The 25246-nt window shown below is 70.3% G+C and carries 23 protein-coding genes; 13 read left to right on the forward strand and 10 right to left on the reverse strand.

Annotation, left to right across the window (positions count from 1 at the left end):
- Positions 1-536 precede the first annotated feature (536 nt).
- On the forward strand, positions 537-1115 hold the full coding sequence (locus EFK10_RS10835; RefSeq protein ID WP_127355515.1) for a DUF4232 domain-containing protein: 579 nt from the start codon (positions 537-539) through the stop codon (positions 1113-1115).
- 325 nt (positions 1116-1440) lie between these two features.
- Here the strand turns inward: EFK10_RS10835 and EFK10_RS10840 are convergent, their stop codons facing one another.
- Positions 1441-2040 (reverse strand): TetR/AcrR family transcriptional regulator, encoded by a 600-nt coding sequence (locus EFK10_RS10840; protein WP_127355516.1) that lies wholly within the window; start codon positions 2038-2040, stop codon positions 1441-1443.
- Between the two features lie 243 nt (positions 2041-2283).
- Here EFK10_RS10840 and EFK10_RS10845 point away from each other — a divergent pair, with 243 nt between their 5' ends.
- Both EFK10_RS10845 and EFK10_RS10850 read left to right on the forward strand, forming a co-directional pair.
- Positions 2284-4575: an exo-beta-d-1,3/1,6-glucosidase gene (locus EFK10_RS10845; RefSeq protein ID WP_127355517.1), complete on the forward strand. Its 2292-nt coding sequence runs from the start codon at positions 2284-2286 to the stop codon at positions 4573-4575.
- 205 nt (positions 4576-4780) lie between these two features.
- A complete protein-coding gene (locus EFK10_RS10850; RefSeq protein WP_127355518.1) occupies positions 4781-5482 on the forward strand; it encodes a hypothetical protein in 702 nt (233 codons plus the stop codon).
- Between the two features lie 361 nt (positions 5483-5843).
- On the opposite strand, the gene EFK10_RS10855 is transcribed toward EFK10_RS10850, so the two are convergent.
- Entirely contained in the window at positions 5844-8111 is a 2268-nt protein-coding gene (locus EFK10_RS10855; RefSeq protein ID WP_127355519.1) for an NEW3 domain-containing protein, read from the reverse strand.
- 670 nt (positions 8112-8781) lie between these two features.
- Here EFK10_RS10855 and tnpA point away from each other — a divergent pair.
- Together tnpA and EFK10_RS10865 are read left to right on the forward strand one after the other, a co-directional pair.
- Positions 8782-9231: an IS200/IS605 family transposase gene (tnpA, locus tag EFK10_RS10860; RefSeq protein WP_127355533.1), complete on the forward strand. Its 450-nt coding sequence runs from the start codon at positions 8782-8784 to the stop codon at positions 9229-9231.
- Entirely contained in the window at positions 9215-10426 is a 1212-nt protein-coding gene (locus tag EFK10_RS10865) for an RNA-guided endonuclease InsQ/TnpB family protein (RefSeq protein WP_127355520.1), read from the forward strand. Before tnpA ends, EFK10_RS10865 begins: the two co-directional genes overlap by 17 nt.
- 150 nt (positions 10427-10576) lie before the next feature.
- Here EFK10_RS10865 and EFK10_RS10870 read toward each other — a convergent pair whose 3' ends face one another.
- The 4 genes from EFK10_RS10870 to EFK10_RS10885 form a co-directional block, all read right to left on the reverse strand.
- Positions 10577-11680, reverse strand: coding sequence for a Gfo/Idh/MocA family protein (locus EFK10_RS10870; RefSeq protein WP_127355521.1), 1104 nt, complete (start codon positions 11678-11680; stop codon positions 10577-10579).
- A gap of 191 nt (positions 11681-11871) precedes the next feature.
- Positions 11872-12243 (reverse strand): cyanase, encoded by a 372-nt coding sequence (cynS, locus tag EFK10_RS10875; protein ID WP_164835929.1) that lies wholly within the window; start codon positions 12241-12243, stop codon positions 11872-11874.
- 345 nt (positions 12244-12588) lie between these two features.
- A complete protein-coding gene (locus EFK10_RS10880) occupies positions 12589-13338 on the reverse strand; it encodes an SDR family NAD(P)-dependent oxidoreductase (protein ID WP_206305404.1) in 750 nt (249 codons plus the stop codon).
- Positions 13335-14534, reverse strand: coding sequence for a cysteine desulfurase-like protein (locus EFK10_RS10885; RefSeq protein ID WP_127355522.1), 1200 nt, complete (start codon positions 14532-14534; stop codon positions 13335-13337). The genes EFK10_RS10880 and EFK10_RS10885 overlap by 4 nt, the downstream gene beginning before the upstream one ends.
- Before the next feature lie 494 nt (positions 14535-15028).
- On the opposite strand from EFK10_RS10885, the gene EFK10_RS10890 reads away from it, so the two are divergent.
- Positions 15029-15859 carry a PP2C family protein-serine/threonine phosphatase gene (locus EFK10_RS10890; RefSeq protein WP_322973312.1) on the forward strand — a complete coding sequence of 277 codons (831 nt, stop codon included), beginning with the start codon at positions 15029-15031 and terminating at the stop codon, positions 15857-15859.
- A gap of 11 nt (positions 15860-15870) precedes the next feature.
- Positions 15871-16122 (forward strand): SpoIIE family protein phosphatase, encoded by a 252-nt coding sequence (locus EFK10_RS52605; protein ID WP_322973314.1) that lies wholly within the window; start codon positions 15871-15873, stop codon positions 16120-16122.
- Here the strand turns inward: EFK10_RS52605 and EFK10_RS47240 are convergent.
- Complete coding sequence (locus tag EFK10_RS47240) at positions 16018-16263, reverse strand: hypothetical protein (protein ID WP_164835925.1); 246 nt, start codon at positions 16261-16263, stop codon at positions 16018-16020. The genes EFK10_RS52605 and EFK10_RS47240 overlap by 105 nt on opposite strands.
- 106 nt (positions 16264-16369) lie before the next feature.
- On the opposite strand from EFK10_RS47240, the gene EFK10_RS10895 reads away from it, so the two are divergent.
- Positions 16370-17230, forward strand: coding sequence for a hypothetical protein (locus EFK10_RS10895; RefSeq protein ID WP_322973313.1), 861 nt, complete (start codon positions 16370-16372; stop codon positions 17228-17230).
- Between the two features lie 383 nt (positions 17231-17613).
- Positions 17614-17763 (forward strand): hypothetical protein, encoded by a 150-nt coding sequence (locus EFK10_RS47245; RefSeq protein WP_164835926.1) that lies wholly within the window; start codon positions 17614-17616, stop codon positions 17761-17763.
- A 78-nt stretch (positions 17764-17841) separates the two neighbouring features.
- Here EFK10_RS47245 and EFK10_RS10900 read toward each other — a convergent pair whose 3' ends face one another.
- Both EFK10_RS10900 and EFK10_RS10905 read right to left on the reverse strand, forming a co-directional pair.
- Complete coding sequence (locus EFK10_RS10900; RefSeq protein ID WP_127355523.1) at positions 17842-18294, reverse strand: universal stress protein; 453 nt, start codon at positions 18292-18294, stop codon at positions 17842-17844.
- Positions 18295-18332: 38 nt separating this feature from the next.
- Complete coding sequence (locus EFK10_RS10905; RefSeq protein ID WP_127355524.1) at positions 18333-18737, reverse strand: P-loop NTPase family protein; 405 nt, start codon at positions 18735-18737, stop codon at positions 18333-18335.
- Positions 18738-19188: 451 nt separating this feature from the next.
- Between EFK10_RS10905 and EFK10_RS10910 the strand changes: the two genes are divergently transcribed.
- Entirely contained in the window at positions 19189-20019 is an 831-nt protein-coding gene (locus EFK10_RS10910; protein ID WP_240677140.1) for an alpha/beta fold hydrolase, read from the forward strand.
- 103 nt (positions 20020-20122) lie between these two features.
- A complete protein-coding gene (locus tag EFK10_RS10915) occupies positions 20123-21052 on the forward strand; it encodes a GNAT family N-acetyltransferase (RefSeq protein WP_127355526.1) in 930 nt (309 codons plus the stop codon).
- 136 nt (positions 21053-21188) lie between these two features.
- On the opposite strand, the gene EFK10_RS10920 is transcribed toward EFK10_RS10915, so the two are convergent.
- The gene (locus EFK10_RS10920) at positions 21189-21908 is read right to left on the reverse strand and encodes a hypothetical protein (RefSeq protein ID WP_127355527.1); all 720 of its coding nucleotides are present in this window, start codon (positions 21906-21908) and stop codon (positions 21189-21191) included.
- 808 nt (positions 21909-22716) lie between these two features.
- Here EFK10_RS10920 and EFK10_RS10925 point away from each other — a divergent pair.
- Entirely contained in the window at positions 22717-23784 is a 1068-nt protein-coding gene (locus EFK10_RS10925; protein ID WP_127355528.1) for a hypothetical protein, read from the forward strand.
- Positions 23785-24126: 342 nt separating this feature from the next.
- Positions 24127-25239: a ferredoxin reductase gene (locus EFK10_RS10930; RefSeq protein ID WP_240677141.1), complete on the forward strand. Its 1113-nt coding sequence runs from the start codon at positions 24127-24129 to the stop codon at positions 25237-25239.
- The last annotated feature ends 7 nt before the right edge of the window (positions 25240-25246 follow it).

The following is a 25246-nucleotide window of genomic DNA, read 5'->3' on the forward strand; positions in this document are numbered from 1 at the left end:
GGCTACGAGTAGCCGCCGCGATAGAGCGCCGGTGCCCGTGGCCGGCTCGGGTTGCCCCTGGCGGCGTGCCGCCAGGGGCAACCCGGCCTTCAGGACCCACGGCGCATCAGCGGTTCGGCCCGGCGCACGGGGTGACCGTACGCCGGTCCTCGCCCTTGGGATCACAGGGGCCGGCGGTGCCGAAAGGACATGACGGGTCCGAGCATCGCCGGGCCGTTTCCCTGCCCTCCGTGACAGAACGTAGCGGACACGCAGGGAGTGCGCGCCGTGGCTGCAACCCCATCACGGCGGTGCCGGCCGACGCCATAAAGACGCTGGCGGACCTACTGGGCGGGGCCGAAGCGGTCGGGGTCGAGCAGGCGGATGGCGGTGACCTTGGCGCTGTTGTCCTCGGTGGAGAACGGAGCGCGACCGAATTGACCCGTTTTCGTCACCACTTCGCTACACTTCGTAGTCGATGGAAACCGGAAGCGGAGGAGATGGTGTGTTCTGCCCCGAATGCCGGTGACAGCCGGCCGTGTACGTGAGGGGTACCCATGCGCCACCGCACCATCCGCCGGGCCGTGACGGCGACGGCCCTGGTTCCGGCCGCCGCCGTGCTCATCGGCTGCACTCCGACCGCCACCGACGGTTCCGACGCCCCGGCCGCTCCCGCCGCCTCCACCGCGGCACACCCCTGCACCGCGGCCGTGCTGAAGGTCTCGCCGGCCCACCAGGCCGCCCACCGTCCCGCAGGCACCGGCACCGGTGCCGCGATCGTGGCCTTCACCAACACCGGCAGGACCGCCTGCACCCTGAAGGGATTCCCCACCGTCGCCGGCGCGGCCAACGGTTCCCCCCGGCTCAACGTCCCGCTGAAGGTACGGCACAGCGGCACCGCCTCCGCGGTCCGGCTGGCGCACGGCGGCCGGACCTGGGTCAAGCTCACCTTCGTGCAGGTCCAGGGCGAGGCCGACGGATACTGCGTCTCCGGTTCGGCACCGGTGGTGTACCCCACCCTGGTGATCGGGCTGCCGGGGGCCGGAAAGCACCAGACCGCCCTGGACGACGGGGAGTTCGCCGAGTGCGACGGCACCGTCACCGTCACCGCCCTGACCGCCAGGAATCCCACCTGACCGCCGCGCTACGGCCGGGGGATGTTGCGCAGGTTGGAGCGGGCGAGTTGCACCATCCTGCCGACACCCCCGTTGAGCACCGTACGAGTCGCCGAACAACACAGCACACCACGTTACGACTCCGGGATCTAGAAACGGATCTATCCCAATGTCTGCGATTCGGCTTCGTGAACACCAGGTGGACGCGAACTCGCGTATCCGCAAGTGGATCGGATTCCCTTCGCATAACCCTGTGCCCGAACACGGAGCCCGGTCGCTGTCCCGCTGACCACACCCCCGCGAGACAAGAGGCCTGCGCCCAAGGGTGGGGGCCTCGTCCGTACGCTCAGAGCGGGACGGTGAGTTGTGCCTGGACGTGCGCGTGCATCACACCCGCCATGTCCGTCGCGCAGTCGCTGAGAAGCCACTGCACCTGGAGCCCGTCCATCAGGGCGATCAGCTGCTGGGCCGCCGCGTCGGGAGTGATGCCCGCGCGCAACGCGCCCTCGTCGCAGGCCTGTTGGTAGGCGCGTCGCGCGTCCGCGACCGAGGCCCGGTACCGCCGTACGAAATACGCGTGGGCGGGGTGGTCGGCGGCGGTCGCCTCCGCCGCGAGGACTGAGAAGAGCTCCACGATCCCGCGTCGCGTCGCGTTCAGCGCGGCCAGATCGACCAGGCGGCGCAGCCGGCCGACGCCGACCGGATCGCCGAGGGAGAGCCACGCGTCGTCGACCTCGTCCCGGTGCTCGAGCACCGCGACCAGCAGTGATTCCTTGGTCGGGAAGTGATGCAGCAGTCCGGGGTGCGAGAGCCCGCAGCGAGTCGCGATCGTACGGAGCGACGCGCCCCGGTAGCCGGCCTCGCCGAACATCGACATGGCCTGGCCGAGGATCTCGCTCCGCTTCGCGCGGCCTTTCGCGTAGCCGCGCCGCGCTTCGACGGACATCGCGTCACTCTCCCGGTTCTGTCGGTCGGGGTCACCACCACACGCGCACGGAATCACATGCGCACAGACAACATACCTACCACCTGGTCGGCATTGGGCGTACCGTACGTCATGGAGCGATTCCTGCCCGCGGAGCCGCGCGTGGGAGCGCTCCGACTCCGACGGCACCACCGCACCACCGCGCTACCCGATCCACATGCCCCGCCCGACGCGAACGTCACCGACGTTGTGAAAGGAACCCCTGTGGGCCCCTTCCCGCCCTACCGCGACCCCTCGCTGCCCGTGGCAGAGCGGGTCACCGACCTTCTCGGCCGTATGACGCTGCCCGAAAAGGTCGGTCAGTTGCTCCAGCTGAACGCGAAGGACGGCGTACGGCACCTCGTCGAGGACTTCCACGCCGGTTCGATCCTCCACGCCGCGCCCGAGCGGATCCTCGAAGCGGCTGAGCTCACCGAACGGAGCCGCCTGCGCATCCCGCTGCTCGTCGCGGAGGACTGCATCCACGGCCACTCCTTCTGGGAGGGCGCGACGATCTACCCCACGCAGCTCGGCATGGCCGCGACCTGGGACCCGGAACTCGTGGAGCGCATCGCCCGCGCCACGGCCGTCGAGGTCGCGGCGACCGGGGTCCACTGGACGTTCTCCCCGGTGCTCTGCATCACGCGCGACCTGCGCTGGGGCCGGGTGAGCGAGACGTTCGGCGAGGACCCCTTCCTCATCGGTGAACTCGCCTCGGCGATGGTACGCGGCTACCAGGGCCAGGGACTGGACGATCCGACCGCGATCCTGGCCTGCGCCAAGCACTTCGCGGGCTACTCCGAGACACAGGGCGGCCGGGACGCGAGCGAGGCGGACATCTCGCGGCGCAAGCTCCGCTCGTGGTTCCTGCCTCCGTTCGAACGTGTGGCCCGCGAGGGCTGCCGTACGTTCATGCTGGGCTACCAGTCGATGGACGGCGTACCCATCACGGTGAACAACTGGCTGCTCAACGAGGTGCTGCGCGGCGAGTGGGGCTACACCGGCACCCTGGTCACCGACTGGGACAACGTCGGCCGCATGGTGTGGGAGCAGCACATCTTCGCCGACCACGCGCAGGCCGCCGCCGCGGCGGTCCACGCGGGCAACGACATGGTGATGACGACACCGCAGTTCTTCGCGGGCGCCCAAGAGGCGGTCGTCCAGGGCACCCTCGACGAGGCGGAGATCGACGCGGCGGTCCGCCGGATCCTCACCCTCAAGTTCGAACTGGGCCTGTTCGAGAACCCCCGCCGCCCCGACACCGACCGTCAGGCGCTCGTCATCGGCAGCGCGGAGCACGCCGAGCTGAACCTCGAAGCGGCCCGCCGCTCGCTGGTCCTGCTCACCAACGACGGCGCCCTGCCGCTCGCCGGCGGCTTCGAGGCCGGCGACGACGGCCGCGCCCTCGCCGGACCCGCCACCCCGCCCCGTACCGTCGCCGTCATCGGGCCCAACGCCGACGACGCGCAGACCCAGCTCGGCGACTGGGCCGGTTCCTCGGGCCAGGCCGACTGGCTGCCCGACGGCCACCCGCGCGCCATGATCCGGACCGTGCTCGACGGCTTCCGCGAGCACGTTCCCGCGAACTGGACCGTCACCCACGCGCGGGGCGCCGACATCTCGACCGTCGGTCCCGACTCCGAGGGCGCGTTCTTCCCCGACGGCCAGCCCCGCCCCGAGGTCGTCATCCCGGCCGCCCCCGACGACGGCCTCATCGCCGAGGCCGTCGCCGCCGCCCGGGACGCCGACTACGCCGTCGCTGTCGTCGGCGACCGTATCGAGCTGGTCGGTGAGGGACGGTCGACCGCGACCCTGGAACTCGTCGGCGGCCAGGTCGCCCTGCTGGACGCCCTCGCCGCGACGGGCACACCGCTCGTCGTCGTGGTCATCAGCTCCAAGCCCCTCGTGCTGCCGCCCTCCGCGCTCGGCGCGGCGGCGATCGTGCACGCCTTCAACCCGGGGATGACCGGGGGACGGGCCGTGGCCGAACTGCTGCTGGGCCTGGTCGAGCCCTCCGGACGGCTGCCGATCTCCTTCGCCCGGCACGCGGGCCAGCAGCCGACGTACTACAACCAGGTGCGCGGCCAGCACGGCAGCCGCTACGCCGACCTCACGCAGAGCCCGGCCTTCGCCTTCGGGGAAGGCCTGAGCTACACCACGGTCGACTACACCGACCTGGAGGTGCTCGCCCCCGTCGTCGGGACGGGCGGCACCGTGCGCGCGCGGCTCACCCTCCGCAACACCGGCACCCGACCCGCGCTGGAGACCGTGCAGGTGTACATCAGCGACTCCGTCACCTCGGTGACCTGGGCCGAGAAGGAACTGAAAACCTACCGGCAGGTGAGCCTCGCCCCCGGCGAGTCACGCGAGGTCTCCGTCGAGCTGCCGGTCGCGGAGTGCACGATCGTGGACGCCGACGGGAACCGCCTGGTCGAACCAGGCGACTTCGAACTGCTCGTCGGCCCGTCTTCCCGCGACGAGTCGCTCCTGCGCGCCGGCTTCACCGTGAAGAACTGAGGCCACCGGGCCGCTGGCCCGTTACTTTTTTCGTGGCCCTGCAACGGGGCTCCTGGCCTCCGGGCCCGGTATGACTGTTGCCCCCTGTTCGCAGGTATGACCTGGGGGGGTGGTGTCGCCGGGCCCCAAGGCACCGACTGACCGCTGATGAGACGCCGGACCGTCACCCGGTCCGGCGCAACGCCGGGCTGATAGGAGCATTGACATGCCGGGCCAACGTCCGTCCGAGAGCCGCGCGCACGCCATCGTCCGCTACCTCACGATCGTCCCGCAGGCGCACTACGCAGTGTTCGACGCCGATTTTCAGATGACACTTTACGAGCTGTTCCACACCCACCGGATCAGCCGCGTCGGACACGCAGTGTGCACGCCGATCGTGTGCTTCTCGGCGCTGGCGGCACTCGCACAGGTCACGCTCCCGTCGCCGCTCGATGCGCCGTACCTCTCGCTGGCGCTGCCGCTCGCCGCGCTGCTCAGCGCAAACGGATACCTCTACGGCCGCCGCATCGGCGCGCTGACCACCGCGGTGGTGGCGATGATGACGCTCGCGGCGACGCTCTTCGCCGCCGCCGGCATTCCGCACGCGCCCGCCCTCGCCGTCGGCGGGATGCTGCTCGCTGGCGCGCTCCAGACCTGGTCACACACGTTCGAGCCGGTGCCGCCGCCGCTGAGCGGCCAGCGCGACTTCCTCTCGCTCGGCGAGTGGTGGTCTCAGGCGTCGCCCGGCCGCAAACTCGCCACCGCGGCGCTCGCGACGACGGCGTTCATCGCCCTTGAGCTCCTGGCGTCATTCCGCATCCTCCCCTGCCAGCTGCGCGCGTATACGCTGGCGCTCGGTCGCGCACCCTCGGAACGAATGGCGCTCGACCGCAGGGTCGCGGAGCTACGCGCCGCCTGGCCGTTCTGATCACGCGGGCCGACATGGGGCGACCGAAGACATTCGAGCAGATCACTGACACTCGATCGCAAAGGCTTCGCACTACTGCAAGGCCATGGGCGATAGAGAAAATGGAGAGGTCACAAGTTGCCCGCGAAGTCCGACATGAGGTTCACGATGAGACTTCGACTGTTTTCTGCCAGGTGTCATGGTCGTCGATGTGGGTGAGCAGGTAGTGGGCGAGATCGGCTCGTGAGACGGTCTTTAGGCGTGCGACCCGCTGAACGGCCTTCTGCGGCTCCAACCGGGAAGGGTGAACCGTTGGGTGCCCGGCGGGCAGGCATCGCGCCCACCCGCGGGGCACCCAGCGCATTACCTCATCTGCGAAGCGCTACTTGCTGGTGGTGAAGCGGTCGAAGTCGACCTCCCCGGTGGTTTCCGGGGCGTGCGAGGTGACGGCGAGGCCGACGTCCTGGGTGGCCGCCGCCGTCGGGACGGTGACGGTGCCGACGAGGTTCCAGGTGGTGTCGTCGGTGGAGTAGTAGCCGCTGTAGGTGGTGCCGTTCCGAACCAGCTTCAGCCAGGAGGGGTAGGTGGCCGTGCCGATCGAGTCCTGGGAGTCGAGCCGGCCGTCACCGTTGCTGTCCCAGTCGAGGAGATAGCCGTTGCTGGGGGTTTCAACGAGGGCCAGGTAGCCCGGTGAGGTGTCGGCGCTGGTGATGGCATTGCGGACCATGATGCCGGCCTTCGCCCAGACGTCGGTGTCCGCTTGGGAGTTGATCTTCACCGTGGTCGTGGAACCGTCGTGCTCGGCCCCTGGCAGGTAGATGGAACCGTACTCGTTGATGCTGTCCCACAAGTCCGCGCCCTGGGCCCGGATACCGAGTTGGGTGCCGGACTGGCTGAAGTCGGACGTGGTCGCGGCGAACGTCTTGTACGGCGTCAGGACGGCGTGGTTAACGGTGATCGTGTCACCGACCGACAGCTGAGCGGTCGTGCCGGAGACGTACCGGTACGTCGCGGACGCGTGGAACGCGCTGGAGGAGAAGAGCGCGGTTGACGGTGGGATGGTCACCTTGAAGGTGGCCTGCGCCGTACTCCCGCCCTTCACCTTCCTGACCTTGGTCCTGGAACTGGTAGTGACCGTCACGCCGGACGGCCCGGTGAGCTTGAGGCCGACGCTCGTGACGGGAGTCGCTCCGTTGTCGGCCAGCACCTCGGTAACGGTGCGCTGGGTGCTGTCGCCGGCCGCGGGCGCCCAGTTCAGCGCGAGCGAGACGTCGGGGTCGACGCCCCGGAGGACGTGATCGAGGGCGTGGACGCGGTACAGGGCCACGCCGTGAGGCGGGACGTCGGCCGCGATCGTGCCGGTCGACTCGGTCTGCTTGTGGCTCCACAGATCCTGCAGGGAATAGTCGCGAGCCGTGGGCAGCCCCAGTGCGGCGACGGTGGTGGAGACGGCCCGGGGGGCCGAGCCCGTGTTGAACAGGCCGACGACCACGTCACCGCTCTTCTCGGTCTTGGCGAACACCTGGGTGGTGGAGTCCGCGGAGATCCGCTTGGCGTCGATGGCGTCCTGGTCGACCGACAAGACGTCGGTGTTGTTCAGCAGGCTGAGGTCGGTGGGGTCGAGGTGGGTCAGGTCGGTGCCCAGGATGAGGGGTGAGGCGGCCAGCGACCACAGGCTCATCTGGGTTTTGCGCTCGTCCGGCGTCAGGCCGTCATTGGCGCCGTTGCCGATCTCCAGCGAGTCGTAGTCGTTGAAGCCCCCGGGGCCGCCGTAAGGCGCCCAGTTGGCGGCCTGGTTGAAGCGCGAGGAGAGGGACGACCACTGCGTCAGCGGGTAGCTACTGCCATTCGGTCCGCAGTAGCACTCGATGTCGCCGCCGGTGCGCCAGCCGTCCGACAACTTCGCCCAGGTCGCCGCGTTGTTGATGTCCAGGCTGTTGGACAGCTCCAGGCGGATGGGGCGCCCGGTCTGCTTCAGGGCGTCGGACCACGCCTGTACGTCGGGGATGTCGGGGGTGCCGACGCCGTCGATCTTGATGTAGTCCACGCCCCAGCCGGAGAACTGGTCCGCCCAGGAGTTGACGAACTGCTGCGCGCCGGGCTTGGTGTAGTCGATGCCCACCATCCCGCCGCAGTTGTAGTTCTGCTCCGCCGTCGTGGTGGCGATGTCCTGGGCGTGGTACGCGGTGCCCTCGATCGCGGTGTTCTGGGCGACGGCCTGCTTGGAGATGCCGGGGGTGACGTACAGGCCGAACTTCAGGCCCAGGGAGTGGACGTAGTCGGCGACGACCTGGATGCCGTTCTCCGTACTGCTCGGCGGGAACTTGGTCTCGTCGGTGACCCAGCGGCCGTATGTGTCGACGTTTGGGCCCTGGCTGCCGGGGCAGTGGTACCAGAAGTCGTCCACGTTGGCGTAGATGAAGCCGGCCTTGGTCAGGCCGCTGTCCTTCATCGCCTTTGCCTGCGCCTCGATGTTCTGGGCAGTCGGGTTGCGGCGGATGAAGCTCCAGCTGCTCCAGCCCATTGCGGGCTTCGCGCCGAGGCCGTTGTCCTCGGCCTTGGCCGTCGGTCCTCCGGCCGCGGCGATCCCCGTGGAGAGCAGGAGTGCTCCGGTGAACGCGGCCAGCACTCCGCGGATTGGTTTTCTCATCGTTTTTCCTCCAGTGCAGCGCCCTGACAGGACGGCAGCCGTATGACGAGCAGGCGATGACCACGAGCGGGGCGGTCAATCGCCCTTGTCACGAGGGAAGTTCGCCGCGTCGATCAAGTCGAGGACGTCAGGGCCGATCCCGGCCGCGCGGTGTCGACAGCGCCGGAAAGCCGTACCCCGGCGAAGAGCGGCTCCTTTCGCCCCACCGCGAAGAGGTCTCTCCCGCGCCCAGCGGCTGCGACTCGGCGAGGGCCCACTGACACCCAGGAACAGCCACAGGGCAACGAACATCCTGAATCCGGCGGTCTGGCAGGGCCGCATGTGCCGCAGCACAACCTATGACTACCGAACAAAAAGCATCCCGCAGCCCTACCTGCGGAGCAACGAAGTGAACACAATCAAACGCTACAAGTCAGATATCACCAAAGGGTCATAGTCATGTCAAGACTTTCAGTCAATCGCGCCAACACTCGCGACGCGGCAGCCGCGCTGGGGGTCTTGCGCCGCCTGGACCCCAAAGCTCGCTTGGGGTGACGCGATCATGACATACACAGCCAAAGTGGAGCGCCGCCACCCACAGCCTCTGCTCTGACCTCAACTGTGCGTACGAGTCTGCACTGTTGACCTCAGGAAGTAGATGCGCGACGTGTGTATAGTGGCCGTCGTGACTGTGGCACGGAAGGTTCGCCGGTACTCCGGTGGCGTGTATGACTTGGGGCTGCATGTGGTGTGGTGCCCGAAGTATCGCCGCCGGGTTCTTGGTGGCCGTGTCGCGGTCCGGCTGCGTGAGCTGATTGAGGCCAAGGCTGCTGAGAAGGGCTGGGAGATCATCGCCCTTGAGGTGATGCCTGATCACGTGCACTTGTTCGTCAAGCACGAGCCGAAAGCGTCCGCGTCCTACGTGGCGAACCAGTTCAAGGGGTTCACCTCCCGCGTGCTGCGGGAGGAGTTCCCGCATCTGAAGTCGCGGATGCCCACGCTGTGGTCGTCGTCGTTCTTCGTCGCCTCGGTTGGCGCGGTCAGCGCGGACACGGTCGAGAAGTACATCAACACCCAGTGGGAACGCCCCTGGACGAAGAAGCAGGAGGAGGAGGCGGCTGAGCGTGCACCGCGCGTATAAGTTCCTCCTGCGCCCTACCGTCCGCCAGACGCAGGCCCTGTCCGAGATGCTGCGGGATCACTGCTCGCTCTACAACGCCGCGTTGCAGGAACGCCGCGACGCCTACCGGCACCCCTCCAAGACCAGCGTCACGTACGGCATGCAGTCCGTGCAGCTCAAGGACATCCGGGCATTCGACCCGGAGCGTCAGGGACGCTGGTCGTTCAGCTCGCAGCAGGCGACGTTGCGCCGGTTGGACAAGGCGTTCGCCGCGTTCTTCCGGCGCGTCACGGCTGGAGACAAGCCCGGCTATCCCCGCTTTCGCGGAGTGAACTGGTTCGACACGGTGGACTTCCCCAAGGACGGCGACGGCTGCCGGTGGGACTCCACCCCGCACGACCCCGTCACCCGCGTCCGTCTGCAAGGCGTCGGGCACGTGCGCGTGCACCAGCACCGGGCCGTGCGTGGCCGGGTCAAGACGGTGTCCGTCAAGCGCGAGGGACGACAGTGGTACGTCATCCTCGCCTGCGACGAGGTACCCGCCGAACCGCTCCCCGCCACGGGCGCGGTCACCGGCATCGACATGGGCGTAGCCCACTTCCTGACCACGTCCGAGGGCGAGCACCAGCCCAACCCGAGGCACGGACGGCGCAACGCCGATGCTCTCGCCGACGCGCAGCGGGCTCTCAAGGCGTTCCCCCGGCATCGGCGCGAGAACCGCACCGCCCGGCACCGCCGGGCGGTGGAGAAGGTCGCCAAGCTGCATCGCAAGGTGCGACGCCAGCGCACCGACCACGCACACAAGACCGCGCTGGCGATGGTCCGTACCTACGACGTGATCGCACATGAGCGCCTGAGCATCGCGAACATGGTCCGCACCCCCAAGGCCAAACCTGACCCCGACCAGCCGGGCGCGTTCCTCCCGAACGGAGCCGCCGCCAAGGCCGGACTGAACCGAAGCATCCACGACGCGGGTTGGGGGGTGTTCCTGGGCATCCTCGCGCACAAGGCTGAAAGCGCCGGTCGCAGACTGATCCCGGTGGACCCCCGCAACACCTCCCGCACCTGCCCCGAATGCGGGCACACCAGCGGAGAGAACCGCCCCACACAACAGAAATTCGAGTGCACACAGTGCGGGCACACCGCCAACGCCGACCAGGTCGGCGCACTCAACGTCGCCATCAGGGCCGGGCTGGTCCTTCCCGACGCGGCCTAGCCACCGACCGGAGAAGCCCCCCGGACTTATCCGGGGGGAGGAGTCACGCTGAACAGGAAGCCCAGCATGGCATGGCATGGCCGCCACTTGCCGAACGGTGGCTTCGTCGTCGGTGAACGCCGTCGACAGGGAGCCGGGCGGCCGGCGGGATCAGCGGGCCGCCCACGCCTCCACCGCGGTCGTCACCGGCACCCCTGTACGCGCTGACTCGTCGATAGCCAACGCCAGCAGATGGTCCTGGCAGCCCTCGGCCAGCGGATACGGTTCCGGGCCGGCGTCCCGGACCCATGCGCCCATACGGCACAGCAGGTCCACCACGGCGAGGTCGTCCTCGGACAGGCTCGCGCCCAGATAGTCGTTGCGCCACACCACCCGTCCGTCGAACGAGATGTGGTGCACCTCCGCCCCTTCGAGGTTGAGGTCAGTGCCGGTGCGGCGACGTATCAGCGGGGACTCCACGGGCGTGCGCGGATCGGCCATCCGCACCACCGTGTCGTCCACGATCTCGCCGAGCGAGCCGCGCACCACGACCCGGCGGGCGCGCAGCGGATTCCACCACTGGTTGTCCGTGAAGTCGTACAGGCCCGTGCGGGCCCCGCCGAAGTCCAGGAGAGCGAGGGTGGTGACGGCGTCCTTGGGCGTGAGGTCGTCCGACCAGCCGCCGGGCGACAGCGGGTCGGCGAGCGGGGCGGTGAAGGCCCGGGCGGTCACCGTCACGGGCCCGCAACCGACACCCAGCGTGTGCCGGATCAGCGACATCGCGTGATACATGTGGGTCGAGGACACCTGGACGGACGTGACCTCGCCGATCACCCCTTCTCGTACGAGGGCGATGCGAGCGGCGTGGCCGGGCATCAGTATGTACTGCTCCGCGACCTGGACGAGTCCGCCGCCCCCGGCGCGCGTCGCGCCTCCCACGGCATCCCACAACTCCCGAAGCCCGCGCACGTCGGGCGCCGGCGGTGTCTCCGCGAGGACCGGCACCTCGTGCTCGACGAGTTCCCGTACGACCTGGGGCGCGACCTCCCCCGGCACCGACGCGATCACGAACTCCGGTTCGGTACCGCACAGTTCGCCGACCGTCCGGAAGGCGGGCACCCCCCACTCCGCCTCCACCTGGGCGACGCGTTCGGCCGAGCGCGTCACCACGCCGGCCACCGCCAGCCGTTCGGGCAGCGCCCTCGCCAGCCGGGCGAAGAACTCGGCCCGCCAGCCACTGCCCACGATGCCGAACCGTATGGGTGCTGCGCTCACGTGTCCGCTCCTCTCCGCATCCGGGCCGCGAGTCTAACCCGGCGACCTTTGCCACGCGGCGCCGCGACGGCGCACCTGCCCGGGGCGTACGGGACCTGGACATGACGGCACTTGCCAGGCGTCGCCCGGGAGGCGGATGCCCGGTCCCGGCACCGTTCACGGAAGGCCGGGCTGCCCTCCGAGGATCGGCCTCACCACTGGTACGGCAGGAACTTGCCGTCGAGTACGACCACGGCCCGGTCGCCTGCCGGGTCGGGGACGCGCCGGACGTCCAAGCGGAAGTTGACGGCGCTCATGATGCCGTCGCCGAACTGCTCGTGAATGAGTTCCTTGATCGTCGGACCGTAGACCTGGAGCACTTCGTAAATCCGGTACATGGTCGGGTCGACGGGGACGGCGGAGTCGAGCGCGCGGCTGGTGGGCTGCAGTCGCAGGGCGAACTTGGTGTCCTCATCGAGGTCGAGGAGGGAGGCCGCGGTGTTCGCCTCGTCCGCGCCGAGCGGATGCTGTCCCAGCAAAGCGGCGGTGGTCCATGCCACCGGTCGTCCGATCGCCTCGGCGATCTAGGTCCGGGTCAGTCCGAGCCGGGCCTTCGACCCGCGGACCGCCTCCGCCGCCTCTTGCTTGGTCGTCATGACGTTCCTTCCGTGGCCTGGGCAACCCATGATCACGCAGCGGCCGCCGGTATGCGGGTAGCGGTGTTGGCCAGGTTGCTCGCACTCGGAGGGGCCGGCCAGGGTCGGCGCGAGGGCCCTCGGGCATCGCGGGATCCGTCCGGCGGCGCGAGCCGCCGGGCCTGAGAGGACACCGGTCTGCCGCGGGCGCGACGCGCGCGGCGGACCGGAGGAGGGTGCCGCCCACCCCCAGCCGGCTGCCCTCAGTGCCCCGGTGCCCGCCCGCCACCGTGGTCAGCTGCGCAGGTAGGAAGCCCCGTTGACGTCGATGATGGTGCCGCTGGCGAACACCGCCTCCGGCGAGGCGAGCCACAGCACCGCGGCCGCGACCTCCTGCGGGCGGGCCACCCGCCCGAACGGCGACTGCCGGCGCACCGCCTCGCCGTCCGGGCCGTCGAGGACCGAGCGGGCCATGTCGGTGTCCACGAAGCCCGGCGCCACCGTGGCCACACTGATGTTCCGACCGGCCAGCGCCACGGCCATCGACTGGCCGAAGGCGTTCAGCGCCGCCTTGGACGCGCCGTACGCCGGGCAGTCGGGTTCGCCGCGGAACGCCCCGCGGCTGGAGACGTTGACGACCACACCGCCGCCCGCCGCCACCAGGTGCGGCACCGCGCAGAACGTCGCGTTGGCCGCGCCGGTGAGATTGGTGCCGAGCGTCGCCGACCACGCCGCCTGCCACTGTTCGTACGAGGTGCTCAACGGCGGGTGCGCCAGGAACACGCCGGCGTTGTTGACCAGCACGTCCAGGCGCCCCAGATCCGTGGCGGCCGTGTCCACAGCACGCCGCACCGCCTCCGCGTCAGCCATGTCCGCCCGGACGGTGACGTGCCCCTCGCCCGGAAGCGACGCCGCCACCTGCTCGGCCTCCCGCGCGGACCTGTTGTAGTGCACCGCGACCCGGTCCCCGGCCTGCGCGAACGCCGCGGCGATGGCCCGGCCGATGCCCCGGGACGCGCCCGTGACCAGCACTCCGCGGTTCACTTGGCCACCTCCGCGACACCGTCGATCAGCCGCTGCACGTCCTCGCCGTCGACGTACGGGGCGAGCCCGGCACGCACCGCGCCGGTGTCGCCGAGCCCCAGCAACCGCGCCGCCTCCAGCGCGTAGAAGTTGCCCGCGGGGGCGTTCACACCGAGTCGCGCCAGCCGTTCGTAGACCTCCCGGCCCGGCACTCCCGCCACGGAGAAGAACACCGTCGGCGTACGGCGTGCCGGCGCTCCGTACAGCCGCACCTTGCCGATGCCCGACAGCCCCTCCAGCAGCCGCCCCAGCAGCTCCTCCTCGTATGCCTCGACCGCTCGCATCGACTCCAGCACCCGGCTGCGCCGGTCGCCCGCGGAGGACGCCAGGGAGGCGATGTAGTCCACGGCTGCGGTGGTGCCGGCGAGCATCTCGTACGGCAGGGTGCCCAGCTCGAAGCGTTCCGGCACGTCATCGGTGGAGGGCAGCAGCTTGTCCGGGCGCAGTTCCTCCCACAGTCCCGGATCGGCGACCACGACACCGTGGTGGGGGCCGAAGAACTTGTACGGCGAGCACGAGAAGAAGTCGGCGCCCAGGGTGGCCAGGTCGACCGGCGCGTGCGGCGTCACGTGCACCCCGTCCACGTACAGCAAGGCTCCGGCCTCGTGGACGGCCGCGGCGATCGCCGCTATGTCGGGGCGTGTGCCCAGCACGTTCGACGCCCCGGTGACCGCCACCAGCCGGGTCCGGCCGGACAGCTGTTCCCGGACGGCGTCGACGCTCAACTCGCCGCTCCCGGGGTCGAACGTGGCCCACCGCACCACCGCACCGGCGGACTCGGCCGCCTGGATCCACGGCCGGATGTTGGCATCGTGGTCGAGACGGGTGACGACCACCTCGTCACCGGCTGTCCACTGCCGCGCCAGGGCCCGGGAGACGTCGTACGCCGCCTGCGTCGCCGACCGGGTGAAGACCACGCCGCGCGGCTCGCAGCCGAGCAGGTCCGCCATGGCCTGCCGCGCGTCCTTGACGACGTGCTCGGCACGGCGCTCGGCGGCTGTCACCGTGCCCCGGTTGGAGATGCCCGAGCACATCACCGCGGCCATCGCGTCGGCGACCTGGCGGGGCACCTGTGAGCCACCCGGCCCGTCGAAGTGGGCCACCTTTTCCCTCAGCGCGGGGAAGTCGTCACGGATTCGCAGGACATCGAGATGCATGCGCCCATCCTGCCGGAGCGCGGATACCGCGCGGGCCCGGTCCCACGGAACCGGACCCGTCGGCCGGCGGATGCCGGGCGCCGTACCGGGGCGCTCCCTCGGGCGGCGTCCCCGAACGGCCCGGCCGCCCACCGCAACATTTGTCCGTCATATTGGCGCCGCGGCCAGCCATGCGGGGGCTGCGGGAACGCGGCACACACGGTCAGGAGGCGGAACACTCCCCACGGCGATGTGGAGCGTGGAGCCCGACGGGGGGATGCCGGGCTCCACGCTCTGCGGCCTCCGGACGCGTGAAGACGGCAGCCACGGCAGCCACAGCGCACACTATCCGCCGCAACGCCGGCATGCCGAAGACAGCGCGATCTGAGCCGGTACGACAGCGGTCCGCACGACACCACACCGAGGCCGGATGTCGGAGATCAACCCGGTTCGCGCCGGCCTGAGAGGATGCCGGTATCACCCATCCTGTGTGATTTTACCTATATTTGCCTTCTATGAAGGTATTCGATGGGATCCGCGCCCGCTGGCGGGGCCGGGTGCGTCAGGATCCGGTGCTGCTGTCGCCGCTGCTCCTGACCCTTCTCCTTGCCGTCCTCGCCGTGCTGACACCGCCCGAAGTCCCCATCACCCGGCTACTGCCGGCCGCACCCGCGCTCGCGGCAGCACTGTGGCGGGTTGGCCCCACCCTTGTCCTCGGGCTGGTCTGTCTGCTGGGAGTCGCGGTCTACTCCGTCATGTCGTCGGACCATTCCACCCTTTTCACCGCAGGAGCCATTGGCGCGGTCACCGTGGCCGCCGCCTACGCCAGCCATCTGCGCCTGCAGCGCGAGCACACCCTCACCGAGGTCCGCGCCGTGGCCGACACCACGCAGAAGGTCCTGCTGCGGCCCATCCCCCGCCGTGTCGGGCCTCTGGAGATCGAGAGCCTCTACCTCGCCGCCACGCCGCACGCCCGGGTGGGCGGGGACTTCTACGCCCTGGCCGACACCCGGTACGGGATCCGGCTCGTCATCGGCGATGTCCGCGGCAAAGGACTGCCCGCCCTTGCCGTGGCCGCGGCCGTGCTCGGCTCGTTCCGGGAAGCAGCCTACGAGGCCACCGACCTCATCCAGCTCGCCCACCGGCTGGACACCACCTTGACCCGCCACGACGCTGCTGTCCTCGCCCATGGTGACCCGGGCGAGCTCTTCGCCACCGCCACACTCGTCGAAATCCCCGCCTACGGCAGCCACGCCAAGATCCTCAGCTGCGGCCACCCCCCTCCCCTGATCCTGCGGCACGCAGCATCGACGTCCTGGATACAGACGATCCCGCCCCGCCCCTGAACCTCGGCGGCCTGCTCACCACCACGTGCCGCCCCCAGCAATTCGCCTTCCGTACCGGCGACCAGCTGCTCCTCTACACCGACGGCGTCACCGAAACACGCGATGCGACCGGAGCGTTCTTCCCCCTCGCCACCTGGGCCCTGGACCAGCTGCCCAGATCACCCCAACAAGTCCTGAACAGCCTTCAACGCGCCCTGCTCAAACACAGCGGCAACAACCTCAACGACGACATCGCCGCCCTCGCCATCCTCAAAACCACCTGACCGTAGTCCGCCGACCGGGTCGTCGCCGTCTGCAGCCGGCGCGGATGGTGGGCGCCGCGACGTTGGCGACGGCGAGTCGAGCAGGTCCATGACACCGGCGGCGATCACGGCGGTGTGGCCGAGCCAGGGGGATGCCGTCATTGTGGGGTCCATGGGGACGACGCCAGGAGGCCTTGCGTTCTCACACGGTTCGGCGCGGGCATCCTGAGGGGTCCGCTGTCTGTGAGGAAGATGCGAGGGGAATGCTGTGATCAGTCCTCTGCCCACCCGGCCCGGTGAGGTGCAAGCGGTCGTCGGCCGCGCGATGAACGCCGGCGGACAGTTGTTCGACACGGCGGGCAACATCGCCCGCATCGTGGGCAACACCCTTGATCCGCGCGCCGGTTCGGGCGGCGAGCTGCTGCGCGTGCTCCAGCAGACCACCGCCGAACTAGCGAAGGCCAGTGCCTCACCGGAGGCGCAGGAGGCCTTCTATCGGCTGGTAGACACCGTCACGCGGCTCGGCACGAGGGGCGCCCCGCTGGTCGGCCACCCGGCGAGCGAGCCCGCGCAGGCGCTGCTCGCGGCGCTCGGCGACAGCCTGCCGCCCGTCCTGGAGGCGCTGGAGCCGGTGCTGGAACGCTTCGCCACCGCCGTCGGCGGGCTGGTCGAGGCCTCCGGCCCCCTGCTGCCCGCGGTCGCGGGTCTCGCGGCGGGGCTGCTACTCGCCCTCGTACCGCTGCTGGAGGCCACCGCCGAGGTGCTGCGGGAGTCGGCGCCGGAGCTGCAACGCATCGCCGACTCCCTGGTCACGGCCGCGGCTCTGCTGGTGCCCCTCCCGACGGCGCTCATCGACCGGGGCGCCACTGTGGGCGCCGAGGTGACCCAGGCCGCGCTCCCCGCGATCGCGGACCTGAGCGCCGCGCTCGCCGAGGCCGTGGTGGCGCTCCAGCCGGTGCTGCTGGCCTCCGAGACCGTGCTCGTCGAGGGCCTCGAGCGCCTCCAGCCCGTCCTCCTCGGCGCCGTCGCCCAGGCCGGCCGACTCGCCCGCGGCCTGGCGGTACGGATGTCCGCCGCCGTCTCCCCGGCGGCGGACCCGGTGGTGGTGCTGGCGGTACGGCCCGCGTAGGGGGGCGACCTAGGTGTATTGACCCGCAGGGTTGTTGACGCGGCTGACCGGTGGCCGGCCTCCGAGTGCGGTAGTTGTAGCTGTGGAGGAACTCTTTTGAGGGCAGCCGTGCGCAGCAGGTCACAGCGTTGCGCAGTTGCGCAATGCGGGTCGTGACCCGGCTGCGCAACCCGTTGCTCTTCCCCGCCCGGGATGGCGACGCCCGGCCCCCAGTTCACCCATCCGGGCTAGTCCCGCCGTCCTCTGCCTCCGCCGGCGTTCACTCCTGTGGCCCACGGGAATCGGCAGCGCGCCAATGGTCACGGCCTCCCTCCACCGGTTTCCTGCGGGCGCACGCCGTTCAACGATGGCAGGGCCTTCTTTGCCGAGGAGAGGAGACACAGGTGATCATTTTCGCCATGCTCGTCCCGGCCATGATGCTCATCTTGGTGCTGGCGCTCAGCCTGTACGAGGACAACATGTTCCGCCCCCGTCCGGCACGCGTCAGCCGGCGCAGCCGCCCATCCAAGCCCCTAGCTATCGACAAGGGCTGAGGCCGGGCGCGGCAGCACGCGCCGCGGCCGCCCCCTCGAGTCCGGCATCACGTTGGGCTTGGGTGATGGCTGTCTCTCTCAGCTGAGGCCCCGGAGCGCGCCGGAGAGTTGCTGTACGACCAGCACCGGGCACGACGCGCGGCGGCTGACCTGCCGCGCGGTCGACCTGAGGCGCGGCACCCACGGCACGCGGCGGCCGCGGCGACCGAGCACGATCAAGTCCGCGTGGACTTTCTCAGCGGCCCGCACCAGCTCCCGTGCCGCTGGCCCGACGCCGAGCTCCACGGTCACCTGCACGCCGTACTCTTCGGTGAAAGCACGGGCAGCGGCCAGCCAGGGCCGGAACGCCCGCTCCTCCACCACCATTTCCATCTCCACCTCGCCCATCGTCGCGGCGTGGTGCGGCCGATGCGCCTCTACCACCACGGTAATCAGCTGGGTGCCGTGGTTGCGTGCCAGGAGGATCGCACGTTCCAGTGCCCGGCGCGCCTGCGGCGAGTCGTCGTACGCGACCACGATCCGGCGGAACACACCACCTGTAGGCTCCGCCTCGGTCCCGGGCACCGGGCTCACCGCCCGGGGACGCTGCGGGCCACCCGGGGAGCCGCCGTCCAGGCGGTCAGTCGGGTCCGCCATCTCCCGAGCCGGAGGTGCGCTGGACCGTTTCTTTCCGTAGTCGCTCGGAGGATGCCGACGGAGGGAAAGCTCGGGTTCCCGGCGCCGCCACCGCGCACCGTGGTGGCCAGGGCCGTCACCGGCACCACGCCGGTCGGCAGCACGTCACGCCCGAGCAGCACGTTGAGCAGCGTGTTGCCGCGCTTGGCCTCGCCGGCCACGAGCACCGGGAGGCGGTCCTGGCGCAGCTGACCGCGTACGGTGTCCAGCAGGCAGCGGTCGTCGGCATCGTCGCCGGCACCGGCGGCATCCAGGCGGTCCGGTACCAGCTGCAGGTGGGGGTGTGCACTCGCGGTCATCAGGGTGTCCCTACCTCGTCGGCATGGACCGTTGGCGGTGCTCGGCTGCAGTGGGCGGTGGGCGCCTCCACCGTCTCCTGGATTCCACGGTACCGGTGGCCGACCGGCGGCGGGAAGCGGTCGATCGGCCATGGTCGCCGGGGCGAGCAGCCCGGCCGGGTACGGCGCCCAGAACGCTGCGTCCATCCAGCTGAGGCGCTCGTCCACCACTCCTGCGTCCGCTGTCCCGAGCGGCGCAAACAAGCGGGTCAGGACCCGTGTTGGGGCGCTTTCGCCCTGGTCGATGGGCTTGACGACGATAGGGAGTGGGCAGGGGGGCGCTGCCATCGGACACGCCGGCTACTGCCGGCGCACCGCCCTTGGGGCCGGGTAATCACTCCGGGATGCGCATCCAGGTCGGCGTATGCAATCCTGTATTAACGAAGAATTAACGTGGGGTCATGTAAAGAAGGTGGACGCCACGACCATTCCGTGGAGGCCGCAGCTGTCGGTGCCGTGGCTGACGACGGCGCGCGGCGCCGGCGTGGAGGCGGGATGGGCCGCGCTGCGCCTGGCCGGGATCCCGGTGGACCTGGCTGGCTGGGGTCTGCGGCAGCTCACCGGGCGGCTCGGCCCGGCCGTCTCCTGGCTGCCGGCGGGCCCGGTCGAGGAGCAGGAGGCCGAAGCGGGGGTGCCGGTGCTGCTGGTGCGCGGACTGGCCGACCGCGCGTCGGTCTTCACGCTGCTGCGGCGCGGGCTGCGCGGCTGCGGCGCAGGCCCGGTCACCGCGGTCGGCTACAGCGTGCTTACCCCGGACCTCCGCGTGGCGGCCCGGGCGCTGGGCGATGAGGTCGAGCGGCTGCGCGCCCGCAGCGGCGGGCAGGCCGTCTGCGTGATCGGGTACAGCCTGGGCGGGCTGATCGCCCGCTACTACGTGCAGAGGCTCAGAGGCGACGCGTATGTTCCGCTGGTGATCACGCTTGCGACGCCGCACGGCGGCACCGCGACGGCTCTGCTGGCCCCGCCCCACCCGCTGCTGCGCCAGCTCAGGCCGGGAAGCGAGCTGCTGAGCGAGCTCGCCGAACCGGCCGCGGGCTGCCGAACCCGGTTCGTCGCCTTCTACAGCGACCTGGACGAGGCCGTCATCCCCGCCGGGAGGGCCCGCATCGACCACCCCGATCTCCAGGCCCGCAACGTGCTCGTCCACGGCATCGGCCACCTGACACTGCCCATCCACCAGCCGGTCATCGACGAGATTCGCGCTGTGCTGACCGAGACCCAGCAGGTCACGCCCGGCGCATGACCCCGCGCCCCGCAGATTGCCGGGCGGTCCCCGTTTCAGAACAGGCAGAACACGGCATGCTGAAAGGCATAAGTCCTGCAGCTGTCGGAAGAAGGCCAGCAGCATGAGAAAGGACAAAGGGGCCTTCCCGCCCCGCCCCGCGAGCGAGTCGGAGATGCGCCCGTATCACCCCAAGGACGAGCCGGTGGTGCGCGAGCTGATCAACGCCGACCGGCTGCCGGGACAGCCATGCTGCACCCGGGACATGCTGGCCGACGCCGCGCGCGGGCCGTCCCGCCTCGCTGGTTGGGCGGCACCGGCCCAGCCGTGCATCAGTGTGCTGGCCGACGCCCAAGACCGGCCCCACGGCGTCATTGTGTTCTTGTCCTGGCCCGATGTACCGGTCGGCCTGATCTGCTGGCTGCACGCCCGAGAGGACCCCGCCGCCCTGCGTGCCCTGCTCACCCACGCCGTCGCCGAACTCGCCGGCTGCCCGCTGGTCGAGGCGTTCGTCGGTGCCCCGCCGGACCCCCTAGGCCCGGGCGGGTTGTCCCGAACCCGCCGCGCCGCCACCCACGACGCGCTCTTGGAGACCGGCTTCACCGGTCGCCGCCAGGGCTGCTACCTGCACCGCCCGCTGCCCGTCGAGGGACTGCCCGCCAAGCTGGTCGCCGACGTCTTCCCCTGCGAATTCCCCCCGGGCTACCGATTGATCATCCGCGAGGAGGACGATCCGGTCGCCGAAACCCTGGTCAGCGTCGGACCCGACCACACCGCGACCGTGTGGTGGATCGAGACCCTGACCGCGCAGCGCCATCACGGCCTGGCCCAGCAGTTGCTCAGCCAGGCCCTGGCCCTGCTCGCTGAGCAGGGAGCCACCGAGGTCGCCCTCGTCGTCGATGATCTCCCGGAGACGGTCCCCGACAGCCAGGCCGCCCCCCAGCTCTTCGACTCCTTCGGCTTCGCCTTCATCGACCAGCTCTGGACCTACGAACAGCGGCGCCCCAACCCCGCCCGGACCGCCGGCAGCGCCCGGGCATCCCGTCAGCACTGAACGCCAGGGGAAGGCAGGCGCCGCCCTGCCCACCCGGAACGCCCCCGGCACCCGACTTGGTTCAGGCAAGCAATGCGGGGGCCGGGTTCGACAGAGGATCTTCTCCGCGCTCATGCTGTCGTAGGGCCCGGGCCGGTTACGGCCAGGGCGGCTCCAGCAGGTCCCCGATCTTGCTCAGGATCTGGGAGCGGCCCGCATGGGAACGCTCATACTCCTCGACGGTGGCCAGATCGGTCTGGGCCAGCTGTGGGAGCTGGTCGGTGATCTGTTTGATGTTGAGCGTGCCGTAGTCGGGGATCGGCAACTGGTCCTCCGCGATCACGGCTCCCTTGGTCGCAGCGGCCACCACTGCCTCGGCGCGCTGCTCGAGAGTGAGGCCGAGCTGTTCGAGGAGGCCCTCGTCGTCGCGGCGGACGGAGTCGAGCAGGTCGGAGCTGTCGGTGTCGCCAATCTCCTGGGCGATGTGTTCGCCGGCCCGGCAGGTAGCCACAGCAAAGGCGGTGACCCCGTATTCCCGCTCGGTGTTCTTCAACAGCTGCCGCTCCGTGGCCTTCCCCCGCAGCAGGGCAGCCGGGACCCCCAGCGCCACCTCGAAAGGCAGCCGGACGGCCATCCCGGTCAGGTGCACGGCACCGCCGAAGACGGTCCGCGCCAGCCCACGGGACTGCAACATCTTCAAGCGTTCGTCGATACGGTGCACGTGACCCCGGGCGTCACCGATGCGCCGCTCCATGGTCTCGCGGTACTCCTCAGCGGGCGCGACCGTGGCGTGCGCCCTGAGCCGGTCGGCGACCGCGGCTTCGGCCTCGCGGACCTCGCGCAGCGCCGGGATGAGCACGTCTGTGGCTGCTGTCATCACGCTTCCTCCGGCTGGTCCCACGCGCCCAAGACACCCCGAAACGGCGTGGCGGACGATAACCCCTCTCGCCCCTCACCCACCGTGCCCGCAATCGGCCCCTCTCGCATCTTCCCGCTGCGCACGCCCGCAGGACGTGGATGGCCGATTGTCCCCCCGGGGCATCGACGATGACGTGCACCCGCGCGCAGGCCTCCCCGGCAGTGCCCAGCGGCTGGAGGACGGCGGCCGCCCCGCACCGGCAGAGCTTGGTCCGCAACGCTCCGGGCGGCCGAGCCGGACGCCGGCTGCACGGTCCCTATACCGCCGGCTGACCCGTGGAGGACCGAGTACGGCCGCGATGACGTCACCGGCGGTGCTTTGACTCGTCTCTTTGCTGGTTCACGTAAGCCATGCTGGATGGGCAGGACAGGGCAGCTGTAGAGTCAGTAGTGATTCTGATCCATCGCATGCTGTGGCTGGGCCACGACCGGAGCATTCCCGGAATGGTGCGCCTTCACGGCAGGTCACTGGAACTCCGTGGCGGAGTCCGTATTTTCACCCGTTTGGATCAACACCCCGGCGCCAGTCGACCTGCTCGGCTGCACGGGGCGGCGAATGCGGAGCCCGACCAGGTCGGTGCGGCTGCCCGAGCCCAGGGAGACGGCGGCGCCGGCCCGGGTCTCGCCGAGCAGGTTCCGGCGGGCGCATGGAGGATGCACACGGGGCCACATCTGTGCGGCACAGTCCGCCAGATGATCGAACGGCATGCCCCGGCCGAAGCCGCCGGCGGCTTCGTTCTCACTGGGCCATTCAGGAGGATTACGTGATGACACTTACCACGGACTTGGTCATTCCGGCGTTGCGTGACGTCCGTGACACCCAAGCTGCGGTCGTCGACAGGTTCCAGGCTCACATAGCGGTCACCCCTGCCGGAGGCTACCGGCAGATCCTGGAGCGCCACGTCGCCGACGCCCAAGACCACCTCAGCAGCATCGATGAACACGTGGAGCAGCTGCGGCCGCACGATCCGCTCCGGGACGCCCTCGGCGGGGCTCGTCACCTTGCCGGGCAGGCCACCCGGGTTGCCCGGCTACCCCTGGACGTCGCCATGGCAGTGCCGGCCGGTGTGTTGCGGGGCCGGAGTAGGGCCGCGGAGCGCCAGCTGCTGAAGAACGCCGAGGAGGAGTATGCGGTCACCGCCTTGGCCGTGGCTACCTGCCGGGCGGGCGAAAGCATCGCCCAGGACGCCGACGACGCCGCCGGCGCGGACCTGCTCGGCTCCATCCGCCGCCACGACGAGGAACTGCTCGAAGCGCTCGGCGACAGCCTTGAGGAGAGCGCTGGGGCGGTGGTGGCCGCTGCGAACGGCGGCCGCTCCGCGGAGCGGCTCGGCTCCACCGGGGCCGGGGCGGCGGTCCGTGCCGGTTGGAGCCGCCTGCGGGAGACGGTCGAAGCAAGCGGGCGGCAAGCCGAACAGTGGGAGCAACAGGCCGAACGTACGGTCGCGGGTGCGATCGGGCGGCTGCCCGGCATGGCCCGGATGCGGGACGAGGCGAAAGGGGCCGCGGCCGCGGAGGACGAGCTGCCGATTACCGGCTACGGCGAGCTGACCGCCGTCGAGGTCACCGGCCGGCTTCGGCACCTGTCCCAGGCCGACCTGGCCACGATCGAGGGCTATGAGCGGGCCCATGCGGGCCGTTCCACGATCCTGAACAAGATCGCGGACCTGAGCGGAGACGAGCCCTGGCCCGGCTATGACTCCATGAAAGCCGACGAGATCCGCGCCCGGCTGCACGAGGCCGACGCCGACCTCGCCCAGCAGGTACTTTACTACGAGCGCCGACACCAAGAACGCACCACCATCACCACGACCGCCACGCGCATGACGATCTGACCCGATGAGCCGTCCGGCCCCCGTCAGTGGGGCGCGGATGCTTCCGGCCCACCGGCGGCGGGGGCAAGTAGCTTGATGCGACCGGAGGCGCGGACTCCGGTTCGCCGTGGTGTTGCTGCTCTGCCACCAGGTGAGCCGTCCCTATGATCGGGACGTGGACGACGCCGCCCTTGCATCTGCAGCGCGCCGCGCTGCCTTGCAGCTGCAGCGTGAGCTGACAGCACGAGGTCTGTCCCTTGGGGCCGCCCACCATGGGGCGTGAATGGATGACCCCGCTGCCCCGGTCCGCGCGCCTTCGACCGTGAAAGCGCCGGGTCCCCTACGGATCGCCAGGAGTAACCGTTGATCGCCACAGCCTGGTGGGGCCGTCGGCTGGCCCGGGCAGCTGAGTGGCTGACCACGCCCCTGCTGCCCGACGACTACCTCGGACTTGTCAATCCCCTGTGGTCTGCTTCGGAGCCGTGCGGACGTGTCGAGAGCGTCCGGCGCGAGACCGCGGATGCCACCACGCTGCTGATCCGGCCCGGCCGCGGTTGGGCCGGCCACCACCCCGGACATCACCTCCGCGTGGGAGTGGAGATCCAGGGAGTGCTCCACTGGCGCGTCTACTCGATCACTTCCGCGCCCGACAGCCCTGACGGTCTTGTCTCGATCACCGTCAAGACACTCCCCGGCGGCCGCGTCTCCCCGCACCTCGGCCGGCATACCGCCCCCGGCACTGTGCTGCGGCTCGGCGCGGCCGAGGGCGACTTCACACTGCCGTTCCCGGTCCCGCCCCGGCTGCTGCTGCTCACCGCCGGAGTGGGCATCACGCCCGTGATGGGGATACTGCGCGCGCTGGCGGCCCGCGACACCGTGCCGGACACCGTGCTCGTGCACAGCGCCGCCACCCCCCAGGACGTCGTCTTCGGCCCGGAACTGCGCGAACTGGCCCGACGGAAGGCGGCATTGACGCTCCACGAGCACTACACGCGAATGCACCCCGGCGGCCCGGGCGCAGGCGCGCGGTCCAGACGGCTCACCGCCGACCGGCTGGCCGACCTCGTGCCCGACTGGCGCGAACGCGACACCTGGGCATGCGGGCCGGTCGGCATGCTCGAGGCCGTTGAACGGCACTGGGCCCAGGCCGGGATCGCCGAGCACCTGCACGTCGAACGCTTCCGGTTCGCGACCACCCCAGCCGGTGCCGAGGCGAACGGGCCCGGCCGTGTTCGCTTCACCGTGACCGGGCGCGAGGCCGACGCCGCCCCGTGCGTCCCACTGCTCGTCGTCGGTGAGGACGCAGGCGTGCCCATGCCCAGCGGCTGCAGGATGGGGATCTGCCACAGCTGCGTCGCCCGGCTCGTCCGCGGCCGCGTACGCGACCTGCGCACCGGCCGGATCCACGGCGAGGCGGGGGACCTCGTGCAGACCTGCGTGTCGGCAGCCGCCGGCCCCGTGCACCTGGAACTGTGAACACCCC

This window comes from Streptomyces soli, from assembly GCF_003999195.1.
GTDB classification, from domain to species: Bacteria; Actinomycetota; Actinomycetes; order Streptomycetales; family Streptomycetaceae; genus Actinacidiphila; species Actinacidiphila soli.

What these genes read in the sequence shown, in the direction of transcription:
- EFK10_RS10835 (WP_127355515.1), top strand. Translation starts at nt 537, where the DNA reads ATGCGCCACCGCACCATCCGCCGGGCCGTGACGGCGACGGCCCTGGTT.
- EFK10_RS10840 (WP_127355516.1), bottom strand. Translation starts at nt 2,040, where the DNA reads ATGTCCGTCGAAGCGCGGCGCGGCTACGCGAAAGGCCGCGCGAAGCGG.
- EFK10_RS10850 (WP_127355518.1), top strand. Translation starts at nt 4,781, where the DNA reads ATGCCGGGCCAACGTCCGTCCGAGAGCCGCGCGCACGCCATCGTCCGC.
- EFK10_RS10855 (WP_127355519.1), bottom strand. Translation starts at nt 8,111, where the DNA reads ATGAGAAAACCAATCCGCGGAGTGCTGGCCGCGTTCACCGGAGCACTC.
- EFK10_RS10885 (WP_127355522.1), bottom strand. Translation starts at nt 14,534, where the DNA reads ATGCATCTCGATGTCCTGCGAATCCGTGACGACTTCCCCGCGCTGAGG.
- EFK10_RS10890 (WP_322973312.1), top strand. Translation starts at nt 15,029, where the DNA reads ATGAAGGTATTCGATGGGATCCGCGCCCGCTGGCGGGGCCGGGTGCGT.
- EFK10_RS47240 (WP_164835925.1), bottom strand. Translation starts at nt 16,263, where the DNA reads ATGACGGCATCCCCCTGGCTCGGCCACACCGCCGTGATCGCCGCCGGT.
- EFK10_RS10905 (WP_127355524.1), bottom strand. Translation starts at nt 18,737, where the DNA reads ATGACCGCGAGTGCACACCCCCACCTGCAGCTGGTACCGGACCGCCTG.
- EFK10_RS10915 (WP_127355526.1), top strand. Translation starts at nt 20,123, where the DNA reads ATGAGAAAGGACAAAGGGGCCTTCCCGCCCCGCCCCGCGAGCGAGTCG.
- EFK10_RS10920 (WP_127355527.1), bottom strand. Translation starts at nt 21,908, where the DNA reads ATGACAGCAGCCACAGACGTGCTCATCCCGGCGCTGCGCGAGGTCCGC.
- EFK10_RS10925 (WP_127355528.1), top strand. Translation starts at nt 22,717, where the DNA reads ATGACACTTACCACGGACTTGGTCATTCCGGCGTTGCGTGACGTCCGT.